This window comes from Thermodesulfovibrio aggregans, assembly GCF_001514535.1.
Taxonomy (GTDB): Bacteria; Nitrospirota; Thermodesulfovibrionia; order Thermodesulfovibrionales; family Thermodesulfovibrionaceae; genus Thermodesulfovibrio; species Thermodesulfovibrio aggregans.
On the sequence record NZ_BCNO01000003.1, the window covers coordinates 97,483 to 114,599 of the forward strand.

General features: G+C 36.0%; 22 protein-coding genes. 2 read left to right on the plus strand and 20 right to left on the minus strand.

Annotated elements, in window-relative coordinates; all coding sequences use genetic code 11:
• Positions 1 to 4 precede the first annotated feature (4 nt).
• Positions 5 to 421: a DNA polymerase ligase N-terminal domain-containing protein gene (locus TAGGR_RS09075; protein WP_059177046.1), complete on the plus strand. Its 417-nt coding sequence runs from the start codon at positions 5 to 7 to the stop codon at positions 419 to 421.
• Here TAGGR_RS09075 and hslO read toward each other — a convergent pair.
• From hslO to TAGGR_RS09160, 17 genes are all read right to left on the minus strand, one after another.
• Positions 408 to 1,271, minus strand: a complete 864-nt coding sequence (hslO, locus tag TAGGR_RS09080; protein WP_059177047.1) for an Hsp33 family molecular chaperone HslO — start codon at positions 1,269 to 1,271, stop codon at positions 408 to 410. The genes TAGGR_RS09075 and hslO overlap by 14 nt on opposite strands.
• Complete coding sequence (locus TAGGR_RS09085) at positions 1,264 to 2,046, minus strand: SAM hydrolase/SAM-dependent halogenase family protein (protein ID WP_059177048.1); 783 nt, start codon at positions 2,044 to 2,046, stop codon at positions 1,264 to 1,266. The genes hslO and TAGGR_RS09085 overlap by 8 nt, the downstream gene beginning before the upstream one ends.
• Positions 2,018 to 2,932 carry a dihydroorotate dehydrogenase gene (locus tag TAGGR_RS09090; protein WP_059177049.1) on the minus strand — a complete coding sequence of 305 codons (915 nt, stop codon included), beginning with the start codon at positions 2,930 to 2,932 and terminating at the stop codon, positions 2,018 to 2,020. The genes TAGGR_RS09085 and TAGGR_RS09090 overlap by 29 nt, the downstream gene beginning before the upstream one ends.
• The gene (locus TAGGR_RS09095) at positions 2,929 to 3,675 is read right to left on the minus strand and encodes a dihydroorotate dehydrogenase electron transfer subunit (RefSeq protein ID WP_059177050.1); all 747 of its coding nucleotides are present in this window, start codon (positions 3,673 to 3,675) and stop codon (positions 2,929 to 2,931) included. Before TAGGR_RS09095 ends, TAGGR_RS09090 begins: the two co-directional genes overlap by 4 nt.
• Positions 3,668 to 4,141: a transcription elongation factor GreA gene (gene greA / locus TAGGR_RS09100; protein ID WP_059177051.1), complete on the minus strand. Its 474-nt coding sequence runs from the start codon at positions 4,139 to 4,141 to the stop codon at positions 3,668 to 3,670. Before greA ends, TAGGR_RS09095 begins: the two co-directional genes overlap by 8 nt.
• A 95-nt stretch (positions 4,142 to 4,236) precedes the next feature.
• Positions 4,237 to 5,940 (minus strand): DUF2207 domain-containing protein, encoded by a 1,704-nt coding sequence (locus tag TAGGR_RS09105; RefSeq protein ID WP_059177052.1) that lies wholly within the window; start codon positions 5,938 to 5,940, stop codon positions 4,237 to 4,239.
• Between the two features lie 9 nt (positions 5,941 to 5,949).
• Positions 5,950 to 6,498 carry a LemA family protein gene (locus TAGGR_RS09110; protein WP_059177053.1) on the minus strand — a complete coding sequence of 183 codons (549 nt, stop codon included), beginning with the start codon at positions 6,496 to 6,498 and terminating at the stop codon, positions 5,950 to 5,952.
• Positions 6,499 to 6,582: 84 nt separating this feature from the next.
• Entirely contained in the window at positions 6,583 to 6,933 is a 351-nt protein-coding gene (acpS, locus tag TAGGR_RS09115; protein ID WP_059177054.1) for a holo-ACP synthase, read from the minus strand.
• Positions 6,930 to 7,949, minus strand: coding sequence for a deoxyguanosinetriphosphate triphosphohydrolase (locus tag TAGGR_RS09120; RefSeq protein WP_059177055.1), 1,020 nt, complete (start codon positions 7,947 to 7,949; stop codon positions 6,930 to 6,932). Before TAGGR_RS09120 ends, acpS begins: the two co-directional genes overlap by 4 nt.
• Positions 7,950 to 7,953: 4 nt before the next feature.
• The gene (gene selA / locus TAGGR_RS09125; protein WP_059177261.1) at positions 7,954 to 9,336 is read right to left on the minus strand and encodes an L-seryl-tRNA(Sec) selenium transferase; all 1,383 of its coding nucleotides are present in this window, start codon (positions 9,334 to 9,336) and stop codon (positions 7,954 to 7,956) included.
• A gap of 19 nt (positions 9,337 to 9,355) precedes the next feature.
• Positions 9,356 to 9,667 (minus strand): phasin family protein, encoded by a 312-nt coding sequence (locus TAGGR_RS09130; RefSeq protein ID WP_059177056.1) that lies wholly within the window; start codon positions 9,665 to 9,667, stop codon positions 9,356 to 9,358.
• Between the two features lie 16 nt (positions 9,668 to 9,683).
• A complete protein-coding gene (gene alaS / locus TAGGR_RS09135; RefSeq protein ID WP_059177057.1) occupies positions 9,684 to 12,305 on the minus strand; it encodes an alanine--tRNA ligase in 2,622 nt (873 codons plus the stop codon).
• Positions 12,306 to 12,308: 3 nt separating this feature from the next.
• Positions 12,309 to 12,644, minus strand: coding sequence for a hypothetical protein (locus tag TAGGR_RS09140; protein ID WP_059177058.1), 336 nt, complete (start codon positions 12,642 to 12,644; stop codon positions 12,309 to 12,311).
• A 2-nt stretch (positions 12,645 to 12,646) separates the two neighbouring features.
• On the minus strand, positions 12,647 to 13,132 hold the full coding sequence (locus TAGGR_RS09145; RefSeq protein WP_059177059.1) for a regulatory protein RecX: 486 nt from the start codon (positions 13,130 to 13,132) through the stop codon (positions 12,647 to 12,649).
• The gene (gene recA, locus TAGGR_RS09150) at positions 13,113 to 14,138 is read right to left on the minus strand and encodes a recombinase RecA (RefSeq protein ID WP_059177060.1); all 1,026 of its coding nucleotides are present in this window, start codon (positions 14,136 to 14,138) and stop codon (positions 13,113 to 13,115) included. Before recA ends, TAGGR_RS09145 begins: the two co-directional genes overlap by 20 nt.
• Positions 14,139 to 14,177: 39 nt before the next feature.
• Positions 14,178 to 14,738 (minus strand): RNA 2',3'-cyclic phosphodiesterase, encoded by a 561-nt coding sequence (gene thpR / locus TAGGR_RS09155; protein ID WP_059177061.1) that lies wholly within the window; start codon positions 14,736 to 14,738, stop codon positions 14,178 to 14,180.
• A 6-nt stretch (positions 14,739 to 14,744) separates the two neighbouring features.
• Positions 14,745 to 15,179, minus strand: a complete 435-nt coding sequence (locus TAGGR_RS09160) for a phosphatidylglycerophosphatase A family protein (RefSeq protein ID WP_059177062.1) — start codon at positions 15,177 to 15,179, stop codon at positions 14,745 to 14,747.
• Positions 15,180 to 15,301: 122 nt separating this feature from the next.
• On the opposite strand from TAGGR_RS09160, the gene TAGGR_RS09165 reads away from it, so the two are divergent.
• Positions 15,302 to 15,817: a chemotaxis protein CheW gene (locus TAGGR_RS09165; protein ID WP_059177063.1), complete on the plus strand. Its 516-nt coding sequence runs from the start codon at positions 15,302 to 15,304 to the stop codon at positions 15,815 to 15,817.
• Here TAGGR_RS09165 and TAGGR_RS09170 read toward each other — a convergent pair.
• The 3 genes from TAGGR_RS09170 to TAGGR_RS09180 are packed head-to-tail and all read right to left on the minus strand — an operon-like array spanning position 15,807 to position 17,060.
• Complete coding sequence (locus tag TAGGR_RS09170) at positions 15,807 to 16,232, minus strand: MamS/MamX family magnetosome protein (RefSeq protein WP_161936215.1); 426 nt, start codon at positions 16,230 to 16,232, stop codon at positions 15,807 to 15,809. The two genes, TAGGR_RS09165 and TAGGR_RS09170, sit on opposite strands and share 11 nt — an antisense overlap.
• Positions 16,233 to 16,273: 41 nt before the next feature.
• The gene (locus TAGGR_RS09175; protein ID WP_059177065.1) at positions 16,274 to 16,624 is read right to left on the minus strand and encodes a Spy/CpxP family protein refolding chaperone; all 351 of its coding nucleotides are present in this window, start codon (positions 16,622 to 16,624) and stop codon (positions 16,274 to 16,276) included.
• A 52-nt stretch (positions 16,625 to 16,676) separates the two neighbouring features.
• Complete coding sequence (locus tag TAGGR_RS09180; RefSeq protein ID WP_059177066.1) at positions 16,677 to 17,060, minus strand: hypothetical protein; 384 nt, start codon at positions 17,058 to 17,060, stop codon at positions 16,677 to 16,679.
• Between the last annotated feature and the right edge of the window lie 57 nt (positions 17,061 to 17,117).

Genomic DNA, 17,117 nt, shown 5'->3' on the forward strand with positions numbered 1-17,117 from the left:
TCCTATGCCATATTTTGTTGTTCATGAACATCATGCAAAAAGACTTCATTTTGATCTAAGACTTGAAAAAGATGGAGTTCTTAAATCATGGGCAATTCCTAAAGGTCCTTCGATGAATCCACAGGACAAACGTCTTGCAATTCAAGTCGAAGATCATGCGCTTGAGTACGGCAATTTTGAGGGTATCATACCTGAAGGACAGTATGGTGCAGGAGAGGTATATATCTGGGATAAGGGAAACTACACCACAGTAAAAGGCTCTCTTGAAGAGGGACAGTGGGAGATTTTTATGGAAGGTGAAATCTTAAAGGGAAATTTTGTTTTACTGAAACTTAAAGGAAAAGCTGATGAGTGGCTTTTTATCAAGAAAAAAGACAAATATGCTGACTATAACTTTAAGCTGAAACTCAGATCTCCCTGAATAGAATCTGTAATTCATCAACTGTTACATTATATTTTTTCTTGCAGAAGTAACATTCAACCTCAACTGTTTCACCTTCTTCAATCATTTTTTGAATTTCCTCTTTACCGAGAGTAATAATTGCATTTATGACTCTTTCTTTTGAACATGGACAAAAGTATGAAACTGAACCTCTATGGAGAACTTCTATTGGAAGTCCTACAACTTCTTCAAGTATTTTAAGGCAATCCATTCCCTGAAGTATCATTGATGATGCCGGTTGAACAGTAGAAAGCTTTCTTTCCAGGAAATCAATTATCTCAGGCTTTGTATCTGGCATTGTCTGAATCATGAATCCACCGGCAGCTTTAACTGAGTTGTCTGTGTCCACATAAACTCCGAGAGATACTGCTGAAGGAATCTGTTCAGAAACATTGAGATAATAGGCAAGATCCTTAGCAATTTCGCCTGTTTGAAGTTCCACACTACTTTGATAATACTCCTTTAAACCAAGATCTCTAATTACATTTAGAAAGCCTTTACCAATTGCTCTTCCAACATCAATTTTCTCATTCTTCAATCCCATGTAAATATGAGGTCTTTTTACATATGCACGAACTCTATATAGAAAATCTGCTTCAGCTACAACCTCTTTAAGAGGTCCTTCCCCCTTTATCTGAATCATTACTCTTTGCCTATCTTTCAGTGTTGATGCAAGAAGAAGACTTCCAGCAATAACTCTTCCCATGGCAGCAGTTGCAGTAGGCCAGGTATCATGAATTTTTCTCGCATACTCAACTGTTTCTGTGCATACTGTTGCCACAACAAAAACATGCTCATCCTTTATTAATCCCTTTACAACTTCATCCATCTAAAAAAACCTCCACTGTTTGATTTTTCTCTAATTTTAAAGCGTTAACTGCATTCCCCATGTAAATAAATATCTCAATAAATCCATCACTGTTTATCACTGCTGCAGGCTTATAAGGAGATTGAGAATAAAAACTTACTATTGGAAGTGTCATATCCTTTACTTTAACCTCTCTTACCTTTTTGTCTTTCGGTCTGATATTTGTTATTGCATTTCCGAATCTATCAATATAGATTATCTTGCCAATGATTCTGTCACTGAGTTCCTTAATCTCATAAAGAGTTTTGCATAGTTTAATATCTTTAACTGGACTTCCAAATTCGCTTAAACCAATACCTTTTGAAAGCCATGCAGATACAGGTGCAAAAACATCTCTTCCCTGAAAAGTTGAAGTTTTTGCTATAAAATATCTTTTATTTTCAATGGAAACAGCATCAAAGGGCTCTTTAAGCACATAGCTTAAAATACCATTGTCTGGTGCAACAAAGTAGTGTCCCTGAGATTTAACTATTAGAGCTCTTCTCTGAGAACCAACTTCTGGATCAACAACTGCTACATGTATACTTCCTTTAGGAAAGTATTTAAAACTCTCATTCAGAACAAATGCGGCATCCTCAACTGCCTGAGGTTCAATTTCGTGTGTAATATCAACTATCTTTGCATCTGGATTAATACTTAGAATAACTCCCTTCATCTGAGCAACAAAAGAGTCTTTTAGACCGAAGTCTGTTAAAATTGTAATTATTTTACTGGATGAAACTTCCGATGAGTTCATTTATATCTTTTATGTTTTCTTCAATCAAAAACTGTTTAATTCCTTCAATTATCTCAACTGTTGCCCTCGGATTTATAAAGTTAGCTGTTCCAATCTGGATAGCTTTTGCTCCGACGATTAAAAACTGTAAAGCATCCTCTGCACTTACAATACCTCCTATTCCAATGACAGGAATTTTTACAGCCTGTACGGTTTCCCAAACTGCTCTTAATGCTATAGGCTTTATTGCAGGACCTGATAGACCTCCAGTAGGAGTTCCTAACATGCTTTTACGGGTTTTTATGTCAATAACCATCGCAGGAATCGTATTAATAAGAGAGACAGCATCTGCTCCTTCATCTTCGCAAATCTTTGCCATTAAGGCAATATCCGTAACCTGTGGAGAAAGTTTAACTATTAAAGTCTTTTTAGTGACTGCCCTAACCTCTTTCACTGCCTTTCTAAGAAGTTCTGGCTCTAATCCCATTTTTCTCCATTCAGTTGTTTTATTAGGACATGATACATTCATCTCGAGAGCATGAACATCTTCTAAAGAATCAAGTAAATAGGCTATCTCAATATATTCATCAAGATTTTCACCGAAAAAGTTAACTATTATGTTTGTTTTATACTTTCTGAGAAATGGGAGTTTTTCATTCTTAAAAGCTTCAAAACCAATGTTCTGAAGCCCTATTGAATTTATCATTCCACATGCAGTTTCATAAATTCTTGGTGGAGGATTACCCTGCTTCGGTCTTAATGAAAGCCCTTTGACAACAACTCCACCTAAAAGATTAAGATCAACAAATTGTGAATACTCAAGACCATATCCAAAAGTGCCAGAAGCTGTCAGTACAGGATTTTTAAATGTAAGATTTCCTATTTTAACTTCTAAAGAAGGTATCATAACAGAAGTTCCCTAATATCAAAAACAGGTCCATCAGTGCAGACTCTTTTAAACCCCTCTTTTGTCTCTATTACACAGCCAAGGCAAGCTCCTACTCCGCAAGCCATTCTCTCCTCTGTAGCTACATAGCACACCTGAGATTCTTTTACCACTTTTTTAAGTTCCTTAAGCATTACCATAGGTCCGCAAGCATAGATAGGTAAGGATAGATTTTTACATTTTTCTTTAACTAACTCTGTAACAATACCCTTGTAAGTGTATGGGCATTCCATTTCAGTCGATATGTACATTTCTTTTGTAATTTCTCTCAATTCATCGTAAAAGAGTATCTCCCTTTCTTCTCTCACTCCATAAAAGAGATAGGCTCTCTTTGGAAATCTTTTCATAAGATAATAGACTGAAGCAAGACCAATACCGCCTGCAATCACTATAAAATCACCTTGGGGAAAGGGATACCATCTTCCAAAAGGACCTGACAAAGTTATGTAGTCGTCTTTTTTAAAGGTGCTGAGAATCCTTGTTCCCTTCCCTTTTACCCTGTACAAAAACTTTATTTCACCTGAAACATGGTCAAATATGCTAAAAGGTCTTGAAAGCAGAGGATCAAGTCTTTGATTTAGCTTTAAAAGGCAAAACTGTCCTGGTTTTGATTGAATCTCATCAGGAGATTCAACGCAAAGTAAATAGATATCCTTTGTTAGTTGTTCGTTTTTAATTATTTTTGCCCTAAATAGCTTATTCAAAGCTTATTGATATGATTTCGTAGTTAATTACTCTTGCAGGAGCTTTTATTGTGACCTGATCACCAACTTCTTTACCTATAAGAGCTTTTCCTACTGGCGAAGTAATTGAAATTTTTCCATTTTTTACATCTGCCTCTTCAGGACCAACAAGATGAAACTCTTTTTCTTCTCCTGTATCAATGTCAACAACTCTTACCTTTGCACCGAAAGCAACTTTATCCTGATTTATTTTTGCTGGATCAATCACATAAGCACGGGAAAGCTTTGCCTGAAGTTCCTGAATTCTTCCTTCAATAAATGATTGCTTTTCCCTTGCTGCATGATATTCTGCATTTTCTGATAAATCTCCATGAGCCCTTGCTTCTGCAATTGCCTTTATTATTGCAGGGCGCTCAACTTTTATAAGTCTATCAAGCTCTTCTTTCAGTTTTTCGTATCCTTCAGGTGTCATTGGAATTCTATCCATCTTTAGTCTCCTCGCCTCCTTTTTTCATCTCATGCATTATTTAATTTAGCAGAATTTTAGCTTTTCAGTAAAGTTATAATGACTTCTTATTAAACTTACCATGATCCACCACCCCCACCTCCTCCACCACCTCCAGAAAATCCTCCACCTCCGCTACCACTTCCTGAAGACCGAGGCGCAGAGGAAAGTATTTGAGTTGCTTCACTTGTAAAGGTATTAATAGCATAAGCAAAAGAAGAAGGGGAAAAGCTTCCTTTACCATAATACCAATTTGGTGGCTCTGTAAATAATCCTTCAAAGGCAGTTGCCCATTTTTCAGCTTCTCCAAAGGCAATTGCAAAGGGAAGGTTTCTCTCAAAAACCTCAGGTATTTTTTCAGGTGGGAAAAGCTTTTCTATAACACTTTTCTCAACTCTACTTATAAACTCCTCATAACCTTTAAGATATTCCTTCATTTGAGTTCCTTTAGAAGTCTTTCTTGGCATGAATTGACCTACTATAAAAAGAGAAATGGCAGTAACTATACCTGAGACCAAAAGAGGAAAGGGAGGAGTAACTTGCGATGCACCAAAAGCAATGCTGAGAAAGATTGTTAAGATGAATACGATGATAGCAAATAGGGCATATTTATTTTTAACGCTCATTGGATTTTCTGTAAAAAATCCCTTCCTTGTTAAACTTGAAAAAGCTGATTTTGTAATTCCAGGTATGAATCTGTAAAACTTCTTTTTAAGCTCAGATAGTTTACGCATCTTTCTTCCTTCAAAAATGGCATTAAGAATTTTAAGGTCAAAATCTTTTGACTGTATCTCACTATCTAAATCCTTAATCTTTTCAAAAATATAATCCCTTCTCTTACCCAAAAGAAATCCTTTCTCTTCAGTTTCTGTGATTTTTATATAACCTCTTCTTGCCAGATCTATAATCTCTGCTACAATATCTCGTGTATCTGTTTTTTCATCAATTAAAGTACCTGCCTCAAGAGGAGTCATATCCTCAGGCGGCTCATACTGAACCTGTACTACTCCTCTTCCTCCAACATCTCTACCTTTTCTATACCATAGCCAATATAAAAATATAAAAAGTGATGGAATATAAACAGCCACATAAATCCATGGATTTTTCCACCATGGAGGACCTGTCTGTATTGGTATAAGACCAGCAGGCCAGCCAACAGCTATGGTCATTCCTTCATGGGGAGAAAGAGATCTTGTAAGAATAAAAGTTAGTTGATTTCCCTCTTTCCTGACTCTACAGTCCTTCCCTATACTGCCAAAGGCACCAGTATAGCAGGCATATTGAAGAGAGGGATTATCAAAGGGAAGATAAACTGTTGTAATTCCTGATTTAATTGGAACTGCCCATCCTGTTCCAATTGAATTCCAGTATAACTCGTCAATGTTGCCAAGACTGTAAAGGGCATATTTTACTTTATAACGAATAACATAATTCTGTATACCACTTACATAAGTTTTCGGATCACCTATCCGAATTCTGAGATTATTACCCCAACTAGAAATATTAATTACATAAGGATTGAATCTCTCATCAGTAACTGAAATTTCCTTAATTTCAATTTTATGCTTTTTACCACTTGGATCAATAAAATCTATAGGAATATCCCTGTATATACCATGTTTATTTTCATAAGCAAAATCAACGGTTATTCTTTCGGTGATTTTAAGGTCTCCATTGGTCTCGACTTTTATATCTACATCATAGTTATTTATTAACCAGCAATAGCCATTTGAAATGAAAAGGAAAAAAACAAATAGGCACAAAAAAATATTCTTTCTCACAACTTTACCTCAAAACTTTACCTGAGGTACAGCTCTTTGCTCTTCCTCTGTCTCAAAGAATATCTTGGGAGAAAATCCTAAAGGTCCTGCAATTAAATTATTGGGGAATACTGAAATTGCCGTATTATAATCTCTTACTACTGCATTAAAATATCTTCTTGCCTGACTTATTGTCTCCTCAATGCGGGCAAGCTCATCTTGAAGTTTTTGGAAATTAGCACTTGCCTTAAGATCAGGATAGTTTTCTGCTAAAGCAAATAACTGTCTAAGTGCTCTTGTGAGCATGTTTTCTGCTTCTATTTTTTCTTGAGGTGAAGTTGCTGATGTGGCAACATTTCTTAATTTTACAACTTCTTCAAGAGTCTTTCTCTCGTGCGAGGCATAGCCTTTTACAGTCTCTACAAGATTTGGAATAAGGTCATGTCTTCTTTTTAGCTGTACATCAACATCAGCCCATGCTTGTTCAGTCAGAATACGTAGCTTAACTAAGCGATTGTAGATTAAGATTAACCATGCAATTATTAATAAAACAATAAGCAAAGCAATAAGGTAAAACATTCTGTCCTCCCCTGAATTTTTCTATAACAAATATTACCTTGTAAAACAAAAACTGTCAAATAAAATCTACATCCCTTACTTTCGTCACAGGATATTTTCTACAATAACCATTGCTACAGTGTAGTTTTTTTCATGGGAGAGGGATACAAGAATTCTTTTATTCACTCCATTTATTTTTATCTCCGGTGAGCCGTCGGAGTTATTTTTTAATTCAATTTGTTTAAGGCTCAAACCTGAAGGTTTTTTAAGTGCTTTAATCACTGCTTCTTTTACAGCAAAACGAGCTGCCAGATGAGGGAAAGGATTTGAATGGCTGAAACTATAGGATATTTCTTCCTCAGTGAAAATCCTATTTAAAAATTTTTCTCCAAATTTTTCATAAATTTTTCTTATTCTTTCTACTGAAACAATATCAACTCCAACTCCTTCAATCATGGTACTGCCCAGCTTTTTGGTATGAATATTTTTTCAAAAGTATAAAGTGCGTATCTGTCTGTCATTCCTGCAATAAAATCACATATTTTTCTGTGAAGTTCCTGTTCTGAAAGTCCTTGAGCATCAATTATATGAGGATTTTCAAGATAGTAATTGTAAAGATTCTCAAGTATTTTTTTTGCCTTCTCAGACTCCTGTATAACTCGCTCATTGTAATAAACTTTTTCGAAGAGAAAATCTCTAAACTCATAAACCATTTCTTCCATCTCTGAAGACATGGAAATTCTTGTATAGTCTTCTCTTATTGTGGTAAAAATCACATCTCTCACCATTCTATCAATTCGTGTTGAGTGTCTTTCTCCAAAAAACTTTAAAAACTTCTCTGGAATGTCCCTTTTTTTTATAATTCCTGCTCTCAATGCATCATCAATATCATGATTGAGATAGGCAATTATATCTCCTATTCTTACAATCTGACCTTCAAGAGTAGTTGGCTCATCACTTAAGATTTTTCCCTTACCCTTTGAATGCTTGAGTATTCCATCTCTCACTTCAAATGTGAGATTAAGTCCTTCTCCATTTTTCTCAAGAACATCAACCACTCTTAAACTCTGCTCATAGTGCTCAAAACCTCCTGGATGAAGTTGTCTCAGTATTGCCTCGCCAGCATGCCCAAAAGGAGTATGTCCAAGATCATGTCCAAGGGCTATAGCTTCTGTAAGGTCTTCATTCAGTCCTAATGCCCTTGCAATTGTTCTTGATATTTGAGAAACTTCAAGTACATGTGTTAGTCGGGTTCTGTAGTGATCACCCTGAGGAGAAAAGAAAACTTGGGTTTTATGCTTTAATCTGCGAAAAGCCTTGCTGTGAATTATTCTATCTCTGTCACGCTGAAAAGGAGTTCTTATATCATCTTCCTGTTCAGGTCTAAGTCTTCCCTTTGTTTGAGAGCTTAAACAGGCTTTTGGATGGAGAACTTTGCTCTCTAACTCCTGATACTGCTGTCTAATATTCATAGTTCTAATACTCAGAACTAAAAAAAACCTGTTCTAAAGCCTTTCCAAGCAGAGGTATCTCTCTTTCCTGAATTGTTCTTGCATCAAGAACAAAAGAGTCATCCTTTATTCTTCCAATGACTGGAGGTTGAGTGTATCTCAGCCTTTTTGCCAATTCTTCTGGTTGAGCTGTCTTGATTGCTACAACATAGGTTTTAACTCCTGCTTCAGGAAGAGAACCTCCTCCTGGCATTGATAAATCCTCTTTCAAATTTGCCTCAATCCCTTTGTTTTTAAGCATTTTCATTATTCTAACTGCCCTTTTTCTGATTTTTTCTGGAGGTTCAAGAATCATGCGAAGAGTGGGAATTTTTTCAATAGCTTCTTTTTCATCAAGATAAAGCATTAAAGTTGCCTCAAGAGCTGAAAGAGTGAGTTTGTCAACTCTTAAAGCACGCATTAGAGGATTTTTTGATATTTTTTCAACGAACATAGATTTACCGATTATAAATCCAGCCTGAGTTCCTCCAAGAAGTTTATCTCCACTAAAAGTAACAATATCTGGACCTTCATTTATTACTTCCTGAACTGAAGGTTCTTCATAAAATCCATACTTTTTTAAATCAATGAAACATCCGCTACCAAGGTCAACCATTACTGGAATGCCTTTGTTTTTTCCGAGTTCGCATAACCGTCTTATTGAGACCTCTTCTGTAAATCCAATGATTTTAAAATTTGACCTATGAACCTTCATAAGAAGTGCGGTGTTTTCAGTTATTGCATTTTCATAATCACTTAAGCGAGTTTTGTTTGTTGTTCCAACTTCCTTTAAAATCGCACCTGATTGAGCCATAACATCAGGAATTCTAAAAGAGCCACCTATCTCAACAAGTTCACCGCGCGAGACTATCACCTCTTTTCCATGAGCAAGTGTATTAAGAGTGAGAAAAACAGCAGCAGCATTGTTGTTTACTACAATAGCTGACTCTACATTCACGATTCTTTTAACTGCCTCAACAATGTGGGTATATCTCTTTCCTCTTTTACCTTTTTCAAGGTCATACTCAAGATTTGAGTAACTTTGAGCAATCTCGACCATATGTCTTATTGCTTCCTCTGGAAGTATTGCTCTACCAAGATTGGTATGAATCACCACTCCTGTTGCGTTTATGACAGGTTTAAGAGAGTATCTTTTGCTTATCTGCCTTTTTATCTCTTCAACAATACTTTCTTCATCAATAACTGAAAACTTTTCATTTAAAAGTTTCAATCTTAATCTATCAAGAACTTTCCTTACGGATTCACGAACCTGAGAGTATGAGTATTCAGTAATAAGGGCTTTTATCTTTTCATTCTTTAAAATCCTGTCAACTGACGGAATATTTCTCAAAAGATTGACTTTTTCCAGATCCATCTTATGTGTTCGTCTATTCTTTTAATTTCTCTTCAATCTTGGAAATCCTCAGATTCATCTCATTTATTGTAGATTTTAGATTTTCAAGATCCTGTCTTGTTGCCAGATTCATTCCCTGAATTGCTTTCTCAATCATCTCTTTAAAGTTTTCCTTAAAGCTTTCTTTTGCCTCTTCAGATTTAGAAATAAATTCATTAACTATTTTTGCTGCCTCAGATTCACTCATCTTCCCTCTCTTTACAAGATCATTAAGAAAATCCTTAAGTACTTCTTGCATCCCCAGACAGGCAAAGATCATGTTTTTGAATATATCCTGCAATGCCATTCCTTACTCCTCCTTATCACTTTTTTATAAGTTGATAAAATATCTCGACTGCTTTATCAATGCTTTCACCATCAGGGCATCCACCCTGAGCAGAATCAGCTCTTCCTCCACCTTTGCCCCCAACAGCCTGAGTTATCTCTTTTAAAAGTTTTCCAGCATCATATGTATTTGTAGCATCTTTTGTAACTGAAAGAACTAAAACTCCCTGTCCATCAGTTTTTGAGGCAAGTAAAATAACTGCTGGATGTAGTTTCTCTCTGATTTTGTCTGAAATTATTCTTAAAGATTTAATATCAACACCTTCAAGTTTTACTGCCAGAGCTTTAACTCCATCTATCTCTTTAGCCTGCTTAATATAATCATCAATACTGAGGCTGAAAAGTTTTTCCTTCAGTGTTTCAACTTCCTGTTGCTTTAGTTTTAATTCATTGATGACTTTTTCTACTGCTTTAACCGGGTCTGCTGATTTAAGAATCTGAGAAATCTCTCTTATCTGCTCCCTTTGTCTGTTGGCATACTCAAAGGCATACATGCCTGTGAGAGCTTCTACTCTTCTTATTCCCGATGCAACAGAGCCTTCTGAGGTAATATAGAAACTTCCGATCTCACCGGTAGCTCTGCAGTGAGTACCGCCACAGAGTTCTTTACTGAATCCAAGAATTTTTACAACTCTTACAGTATCTTCATACTTATCTTCAAAGAGAGCTATAACTCCCTCATTTAGTGCCTCATCAAGGGATTTTATCTCTACTGTAACAGGCAGATTTTCAACTATTTTTTCGTTAACAATGGTCTCAATTTCCCGTATCTCATCTTCAGTTAAAGCTTCAAAATGTGTAAAGTCAAAACGAAGTCTGTCAGGTGCAACAAGACTGCCAGCCTGTTTTACATGTTCTCCAAGAACAGCTCTTAAAGCACTATGCAGAAGATGAGTGGCTGTATGATTTCTTGCAATTGCTTTTCTTCTTTCTATGTCAATTTTCGCAAAAACACTGTCACCTTCTTTTAAGTTTCCTTCAATTACTCTTACTTTATGACAATGAACTCCTGCTATTTTTTTTGTATCAAAGACCTCTGCTTTACCTGAATTTGAAATTATTATTCCTGTGTCTCCTATCTGTCCACCAGATTCAGCATAAAAAGGAGTTTCATAGATAAAAATCTCTCCCTCTTCGTCTTTTTCGAGTGTTTTAACAATTTTTTTATCTTTTACAATTGCATAAATAGTTGTTTGTACTTCGTAGTCAGTATAACCTGTGAATCTAAATTTTTCTGGAGCAAGCTCTAACTCTCTATATACTTCATCCATTCCTACTTCCTGAGCTTTTAAGGCTGCCCTGGCACGCTCACGCTGTTTATTAAGCTCACGGTGAAAACCTATCTCATCAAGTTCCAACTCAGAGTCCCTTACCATTTCTCTTATCAAATCAATCGGTAAACCAAAGGTATCATATAGTCTAAAAATCTCTTCTCCGGGAAAGACATTTGAACCTGATTTCTTAATATTGTTAACAGCTTCATCAAAGATCTGCTGAGCTCTCTCAAGAGTTTTGATAAATCTCTCTTCTTCTATTTTTATGACTTTTTCAATTCTTTTTCTTTCAGAGACAATTTCAGGATATACTGCCCCTAAGGTTTCACTAACAGGCTCAACAAATCTATAAAAAGTAACACCATCATACTCAAGTAGCTTAATATGTCTTAGTGCCCTTCTTATGATTCTTCTTAAAACATAGCCTCTTCCTTCATTTGATGGGATAAGTCCTTCAGCTATCAAAAATGTGGAAGCTCTTATGTGATCTGCAATAACTTTTATTGATATATCTGTTTTTCTTTCTTTACCATAGTTAACATTTAGTACTGAACAAATCTTTGAAATAATCGGCTCAAAGAGATCTGTGTCAAAATTTGTTTTCTTCCCTTGCAAAACTGCTGTAATTCTCTCCAATCCCATACCTGTATCAATGCTTGGTTTTGGCAGAGGAGTCAGAGTTCCATCTTCATCTTTGTTGTATTGCATAAAAACAAGATTCCAGAGCTCAAGAAATCTATCACAGTCACATCCAACAGAGCAATCTGCTCTACCACATCCAAAATCTTGCCCTTGATCAATTATTATCTCTGAACAGGGTCCGCAAGGACCAGTGTCTCCCATCTGCCAGAAGTTATCCTTTTCACCAAGCCTAACTATTCTTTCCGTTGGAATTCCAATTTCTTTTTCCCAGATATGAGCAGCCTCATCATCTTCTCTGTAAACTGAAACCCAGAGTTTTTCCTTTGGAAGTTTGAAGTGTTCTGTTAAAAGTTTCCAGGCAAAAAATATTGCCTCTCTCTTAAAGTAATCACCGAAGGAGAAATTACCGAGCATCTCAAAAAAAGTATGATGTCTTGCAGTGAATCCAACATTTTCAAGGTCACTGTGCTTTCCACCTGCACGCATACATTTCTGACAGGTTGTAGCTCTACTGTAAGGCCTTTGTTCTTCTCCGAGGAAAACTTTTTTAAATTGAACCATTCCTGCATTTGTAAATAACAATGAAGGATCGTCCTTAGGAATCAGCGGAGAACTTTTCACAAGTTCATGACCGTTGTTGACAAAGTAATCCAGAAAGAGACTCCTTATTTCAGAACTCTTCATCTATTACTCCTCACTTATTATTCTCTGTTCATTGCTAATTATATAAGTAAGCTTACCATCAACAAAAATAAGCCTTGATTTCAAGAGTCCTAAAGATGAGGAATAAATCCATTCCTCTCTTGGCTTTCCTTTCTCAGGAGTAAGAACCCTTACAGAGGAAGGATTACCCCATGACAGTCTTACCTGTTCCTTTGTCATTCCAAGTGCTATTTCTCCCTTTGCAATTTTCTCCTGAATATCTGGTGGATAATTTTTAATCTCATCATAAGTATATCTGACGCCCTGAGAGGCACATCCAAAAATAAATAATACAATAATTAAGGTGATTATAATTCTCATGCTCAATCCTCCCTGAAAATTTTATCCTCAGGAGACTCAATGTCTCCTAAACTGTCATTTATACATTTATTTACAGTCTCCCATGAAAAGCCTCTTCTGAGAAGATATCCTGCTATTTTAGCCTTTTTTTTGTTAAATGAGTTATTTTTAATTAAATGAAGTTTTCTCTGAATCAGTTTTTTAGCTATGGCGAGTTCATCTATTTGAGGAATACTCTCAATCAATTCTTTGTCAATACCCTTTCTTACAAGATAGTTTTTTAACCCCATAGTTCCAAGAAATCTATCTTCTGCGAGTTTTTCCGCCTTCTGGATAAATTTAGTGTCATCTATGAATCCATTTTGCTTTAGATATTTAACTACTTCATCAATCTCTGTGTCCGAAAATCCTTTTCTATGAAGTCTATTTCTTAACTCAGCCTCTGTTCTATCTTTTTTAGTGATTAACATTAATGCATATTTCAGTGTTTCACTGTTCTGCTTTTTCACCTTCCATGACCTTTGGTTTCAATCCATAGGCATCCAGAACCTTGGAGTAAATTTCATTAAAAATCTCCGGATGAGTTTTTAGATACTCTTTAGCATTCTCTCTTCCTTGAGCAAATCTCGTTCCGTTGTAGTTATACCACGCACCCGATTTTTCTATAATTCCCTTTTCTACAGCAAGATCAAGAATCTCACCGGTTTTTGATATTCCCTCATTAAAGTAGATGTCAAAGTGAGCCTCTTTAAATGGGGGTGCCACCTTATTTTTTACAATCTTTACCCTTACTCTACCACCTGTTGTTTCCTGTCCTTCCTTCAATACATCTGTTTTTCTTATGTCTAATCTCATTGAAGCATAAAACTTAAGTGCTGTTCCTCCAGGTGTTGTCTCGGGATTTCCGAACATTACACCAATTTTCTGCCTCAGTTGATTTATAAATATCACAACTGTATGCGACTTTGATATAGCTGCAGTGAGCTTTCTCAATGCCTGACTCATAAGCCTTGCCTGAAGACCTGGAAGACTGTCTCCCATTTCTCCCTCTATTTCTGCTTTTGGAACAAGTGCAGCCACTGAATCAATTACAATGATATCTACAGCTCCGCTTCTTACAAGTGTTTCTGTCACCTCTAAAGCCTGCTCACCTGTGTCAGGCTGGCTTATTAGTAAATTCTCAACATCAACTCCCAATTTTGAAGCATAATTAACATCAAGAGCATGCTCTGCATCTATAAAAGCTGCAATACCACCAAGTTTCTGAGCTTCTGCAATGGCATGAAGAGCAAGAGTTGTTTTCCCTGATGATTCGGGACCAAATATTTCTATTACTCTTCCACGGGGATATCCTCCTACACCGGTTGCTATATCTAAAGAAATTGAACCTGTTGGAATTACACTTATTCCTTCTGCCTGTGCTTTTGTTCCAAGACGCATTATAGCGCCTTTGCCAAAATTCCTCTCAATCTGGGATATGGCTACTTCCAATGCTTTTAATTTTTCCTTATTCATAAAACACCTCTTAAAGCTTTTATTTATTATACCATTAATTTATTTAAGCAAAGGAAACATCTCAAGAACCGAATAAATTGAGCCTTTTGGAGTTAATGTGCTTTTCATTAAAGCAAACTCTTTAACCTGAAACTCAAAATATCTGGGATGGTCAGAGAATTTTTTCGAAATTTTTTCAAAAAAGTACTTTCCATTCCTTTGATTCTTTACTCTTGCTAAAGTTATATGAGGCTTAAACTCTCTTTCTTCTCTTTGAAAACCAAGGCAGGAAAGTTCCTCATCAATCCTTTTTGCTAATAGCTTGAGTGTATCTGAATTTTCTGTCCCTATCCATATAACCCTTGGTTTGACTCTGTCTGGAAAAACTCCAGGATGTGTAGTTTTTATTTTAAAATTAGAAAACTCACCTGCAACAACTCTTAATACATTGATTAAATGGGGTATAACTTTTTCCTCAACCTCACCAAGAAATTTTAATGTAATATGAAAGTTTTCTTTCTGAACAACATTGATTCCTTCCATTGGTAGTTGAAATTTGGTAAGTTCTGCAAGAAACTCTCTAACTTCCATTGGAAGTTCTATTGCTAAAAAAAGACGCATAAAATATCATACCAGAAGAAAGATTCTTATTAAAAGATTGCTTATGAATCCTGCCAACAAATCATCAATCATAATACCTAATCCACCGCCAATTCTTTCAGCCTGCCTTATCGGAGGAGGTTTGATTATATCAAAAAATCTAAAAATCAAAAATCCTGCAAGCAAAATTTTCCAGTCCATTGGAAGAAAAATGACTGCTGTAAGACAACCTACAAACTCATCTATAACTATCCAGTTAGGGTCTTTAACTTTATAATGTTTTGCCAACATTTCTGAAGAAACTATTCCTACAAACAAAGCAACTATGAGTATTGCCAATAAAATCATATTGTCAGGTTTAAAAATCAATAAAAAAGTAATTACAAATGCAGAAGCCATTGTGCCTGGTGCAACAGGAAAATATCCAATAAAAAAAACAGTAGCAATAATCTTGGAAAGCATTAAAGTCTTCACTGTTCTATTATGCTTTGCAAAATTAGTTTAGTCAAGAATATGGACATAATTGAATTGTTCCTGAAAAATAGGTTACACTTCATTATAATTTAAGATTTTAGGGGGACAAGATGGATACAGCATTGGTAGTAAGTGAGAAAAAAACAGGTAAAGATTCAAAAATTCTTCAACTTGTTACATTTACTCTTGGTGGAGAGGAGTACGCAGTTGACATTCTTAAGGTTCAAGAAATAAATAGAATGAAGGAAATAACAAGAGTTCCCAATGCTCCATACTATGTTGAAGGAGTCATAAATCTCCGTGGAAAAGTAATTCCCGTGGTTAGTCTTAGAAAAAAATTCGGTCTTCCCGAGGAAGAGGAAACTTCAAAACAGAGAATTATGATTATGGATATTCAGGGTATTACTATTGGACTTATAGTGGACTCTGTTTCTGAAGTTTTAAGAATATCCACTGATATAGTAGAACCACCACCTCCAATGACCTATTCTGTGAGCTCAGAATTTATTTGGGGGATTGCAAAACTTGAAGACAGACTTATTATACTTCTTGATATGGATAGACTTATTGGCAAAGAAGAAAGCGCAGGAATGGTCGAAGCTGCCGAAAAAGTGGCTATTGAATAATAGAGTTCCAATATTTTTTTCGGTGCTGTCTTCCTCCTCTCCAGCGGGGCTTCATGTTTTCATCACGAAACAAGTAAATTTTACCTGTTGATATATTGTGAATTGCCCTTGCAATTAAGAAAAGTTCTCCTTTTTTTGAAAAAAACTTTGAACCATGGACTACTACTTCATCTCCCATATTTAAATTTATTTTTTCCTGTTCAATATACCATCCAGGCGCTGTAATAACATGATAAATTCTGTCATTCTTTACAATGCCAATAACTACAGGTCCATGGTTTCTCTGGATAACTTCAGCAATTTTTCCCTTAATGGCAATTTCTGTGTTTGGGTCATAACTTTCCTCAAATTCTTGAGACCATGAAGAAGTAGTCAGGGTTATTAAAAAAATCATTATGAATACACTCCATTTCATCATTTTAATCCTTAAGAAGGGGGCTTGAGCCCCCTTAATTTTTACCATCCACAGATTCTTCTGATGTTTAATCCTTTTTTACCACCCGGAGCATAGGGAAGCCCCATTTCATAAGCCTTCTTGTGCATTTCAACTCTTAAGTTTGCTCTTTCCTGTTCTTTCTGTTTAATAGCATTCCAGTCTGGATTTGGTTGTGCCCACAGGGTAAGAAGTTCACCTCTCAGTTGTAGATCTTTCTGGTAAAGTGGCTGAACTTCTTTACAGTACTGCTGTGCCTTGGCTGGATCAACTCCTATCGGATACTGTGGACCCATTCCTTTCTGAGCAAAAGAAACACCGGCAAATACTGTTAATGCAGCTATCAATGTAAACACTGTTAAAAACTTTTTCATTTCTCATACCTCCTTAAATAAAATTAATAAGAGAGGCAAAGCCCCTCTTATTTTACCAGCATCTTCCACAATTTCCAAAGCCGTGCATTCTGCCAAATCCATGACCATATCCAAAGCCGTATTCCTGTGCCTTTTTCTGCATTTCTACTCTAAGTTGTGTCAGTTCCTGTTCTTTCTTTGTGATTGCATTCCAGTCTGGATTGGGCTGTGCATAAAGCTGTGCAAGCTCTCCTCTTATCTGAAGCATCTTCTGTCTGAGTGAGGCTGTGTCAGTGTAAAATTTTTGAGCTTTTTCAGGGTCAACACTACCATAACCAGGACAGTTGTAACCGTATCCACCATAACCAGGTCCTGCACCTTTCCATGCATAAGATGTTGCACCAATCAAAGCAACTGCAAAAAGAGCAACCAGAGCTATTATAAATGTTTTCTTCATCCTCCTTCACCTCCTTTTCTGTTTTTTATTTACTTAAATATCAATTTATATGCCAGA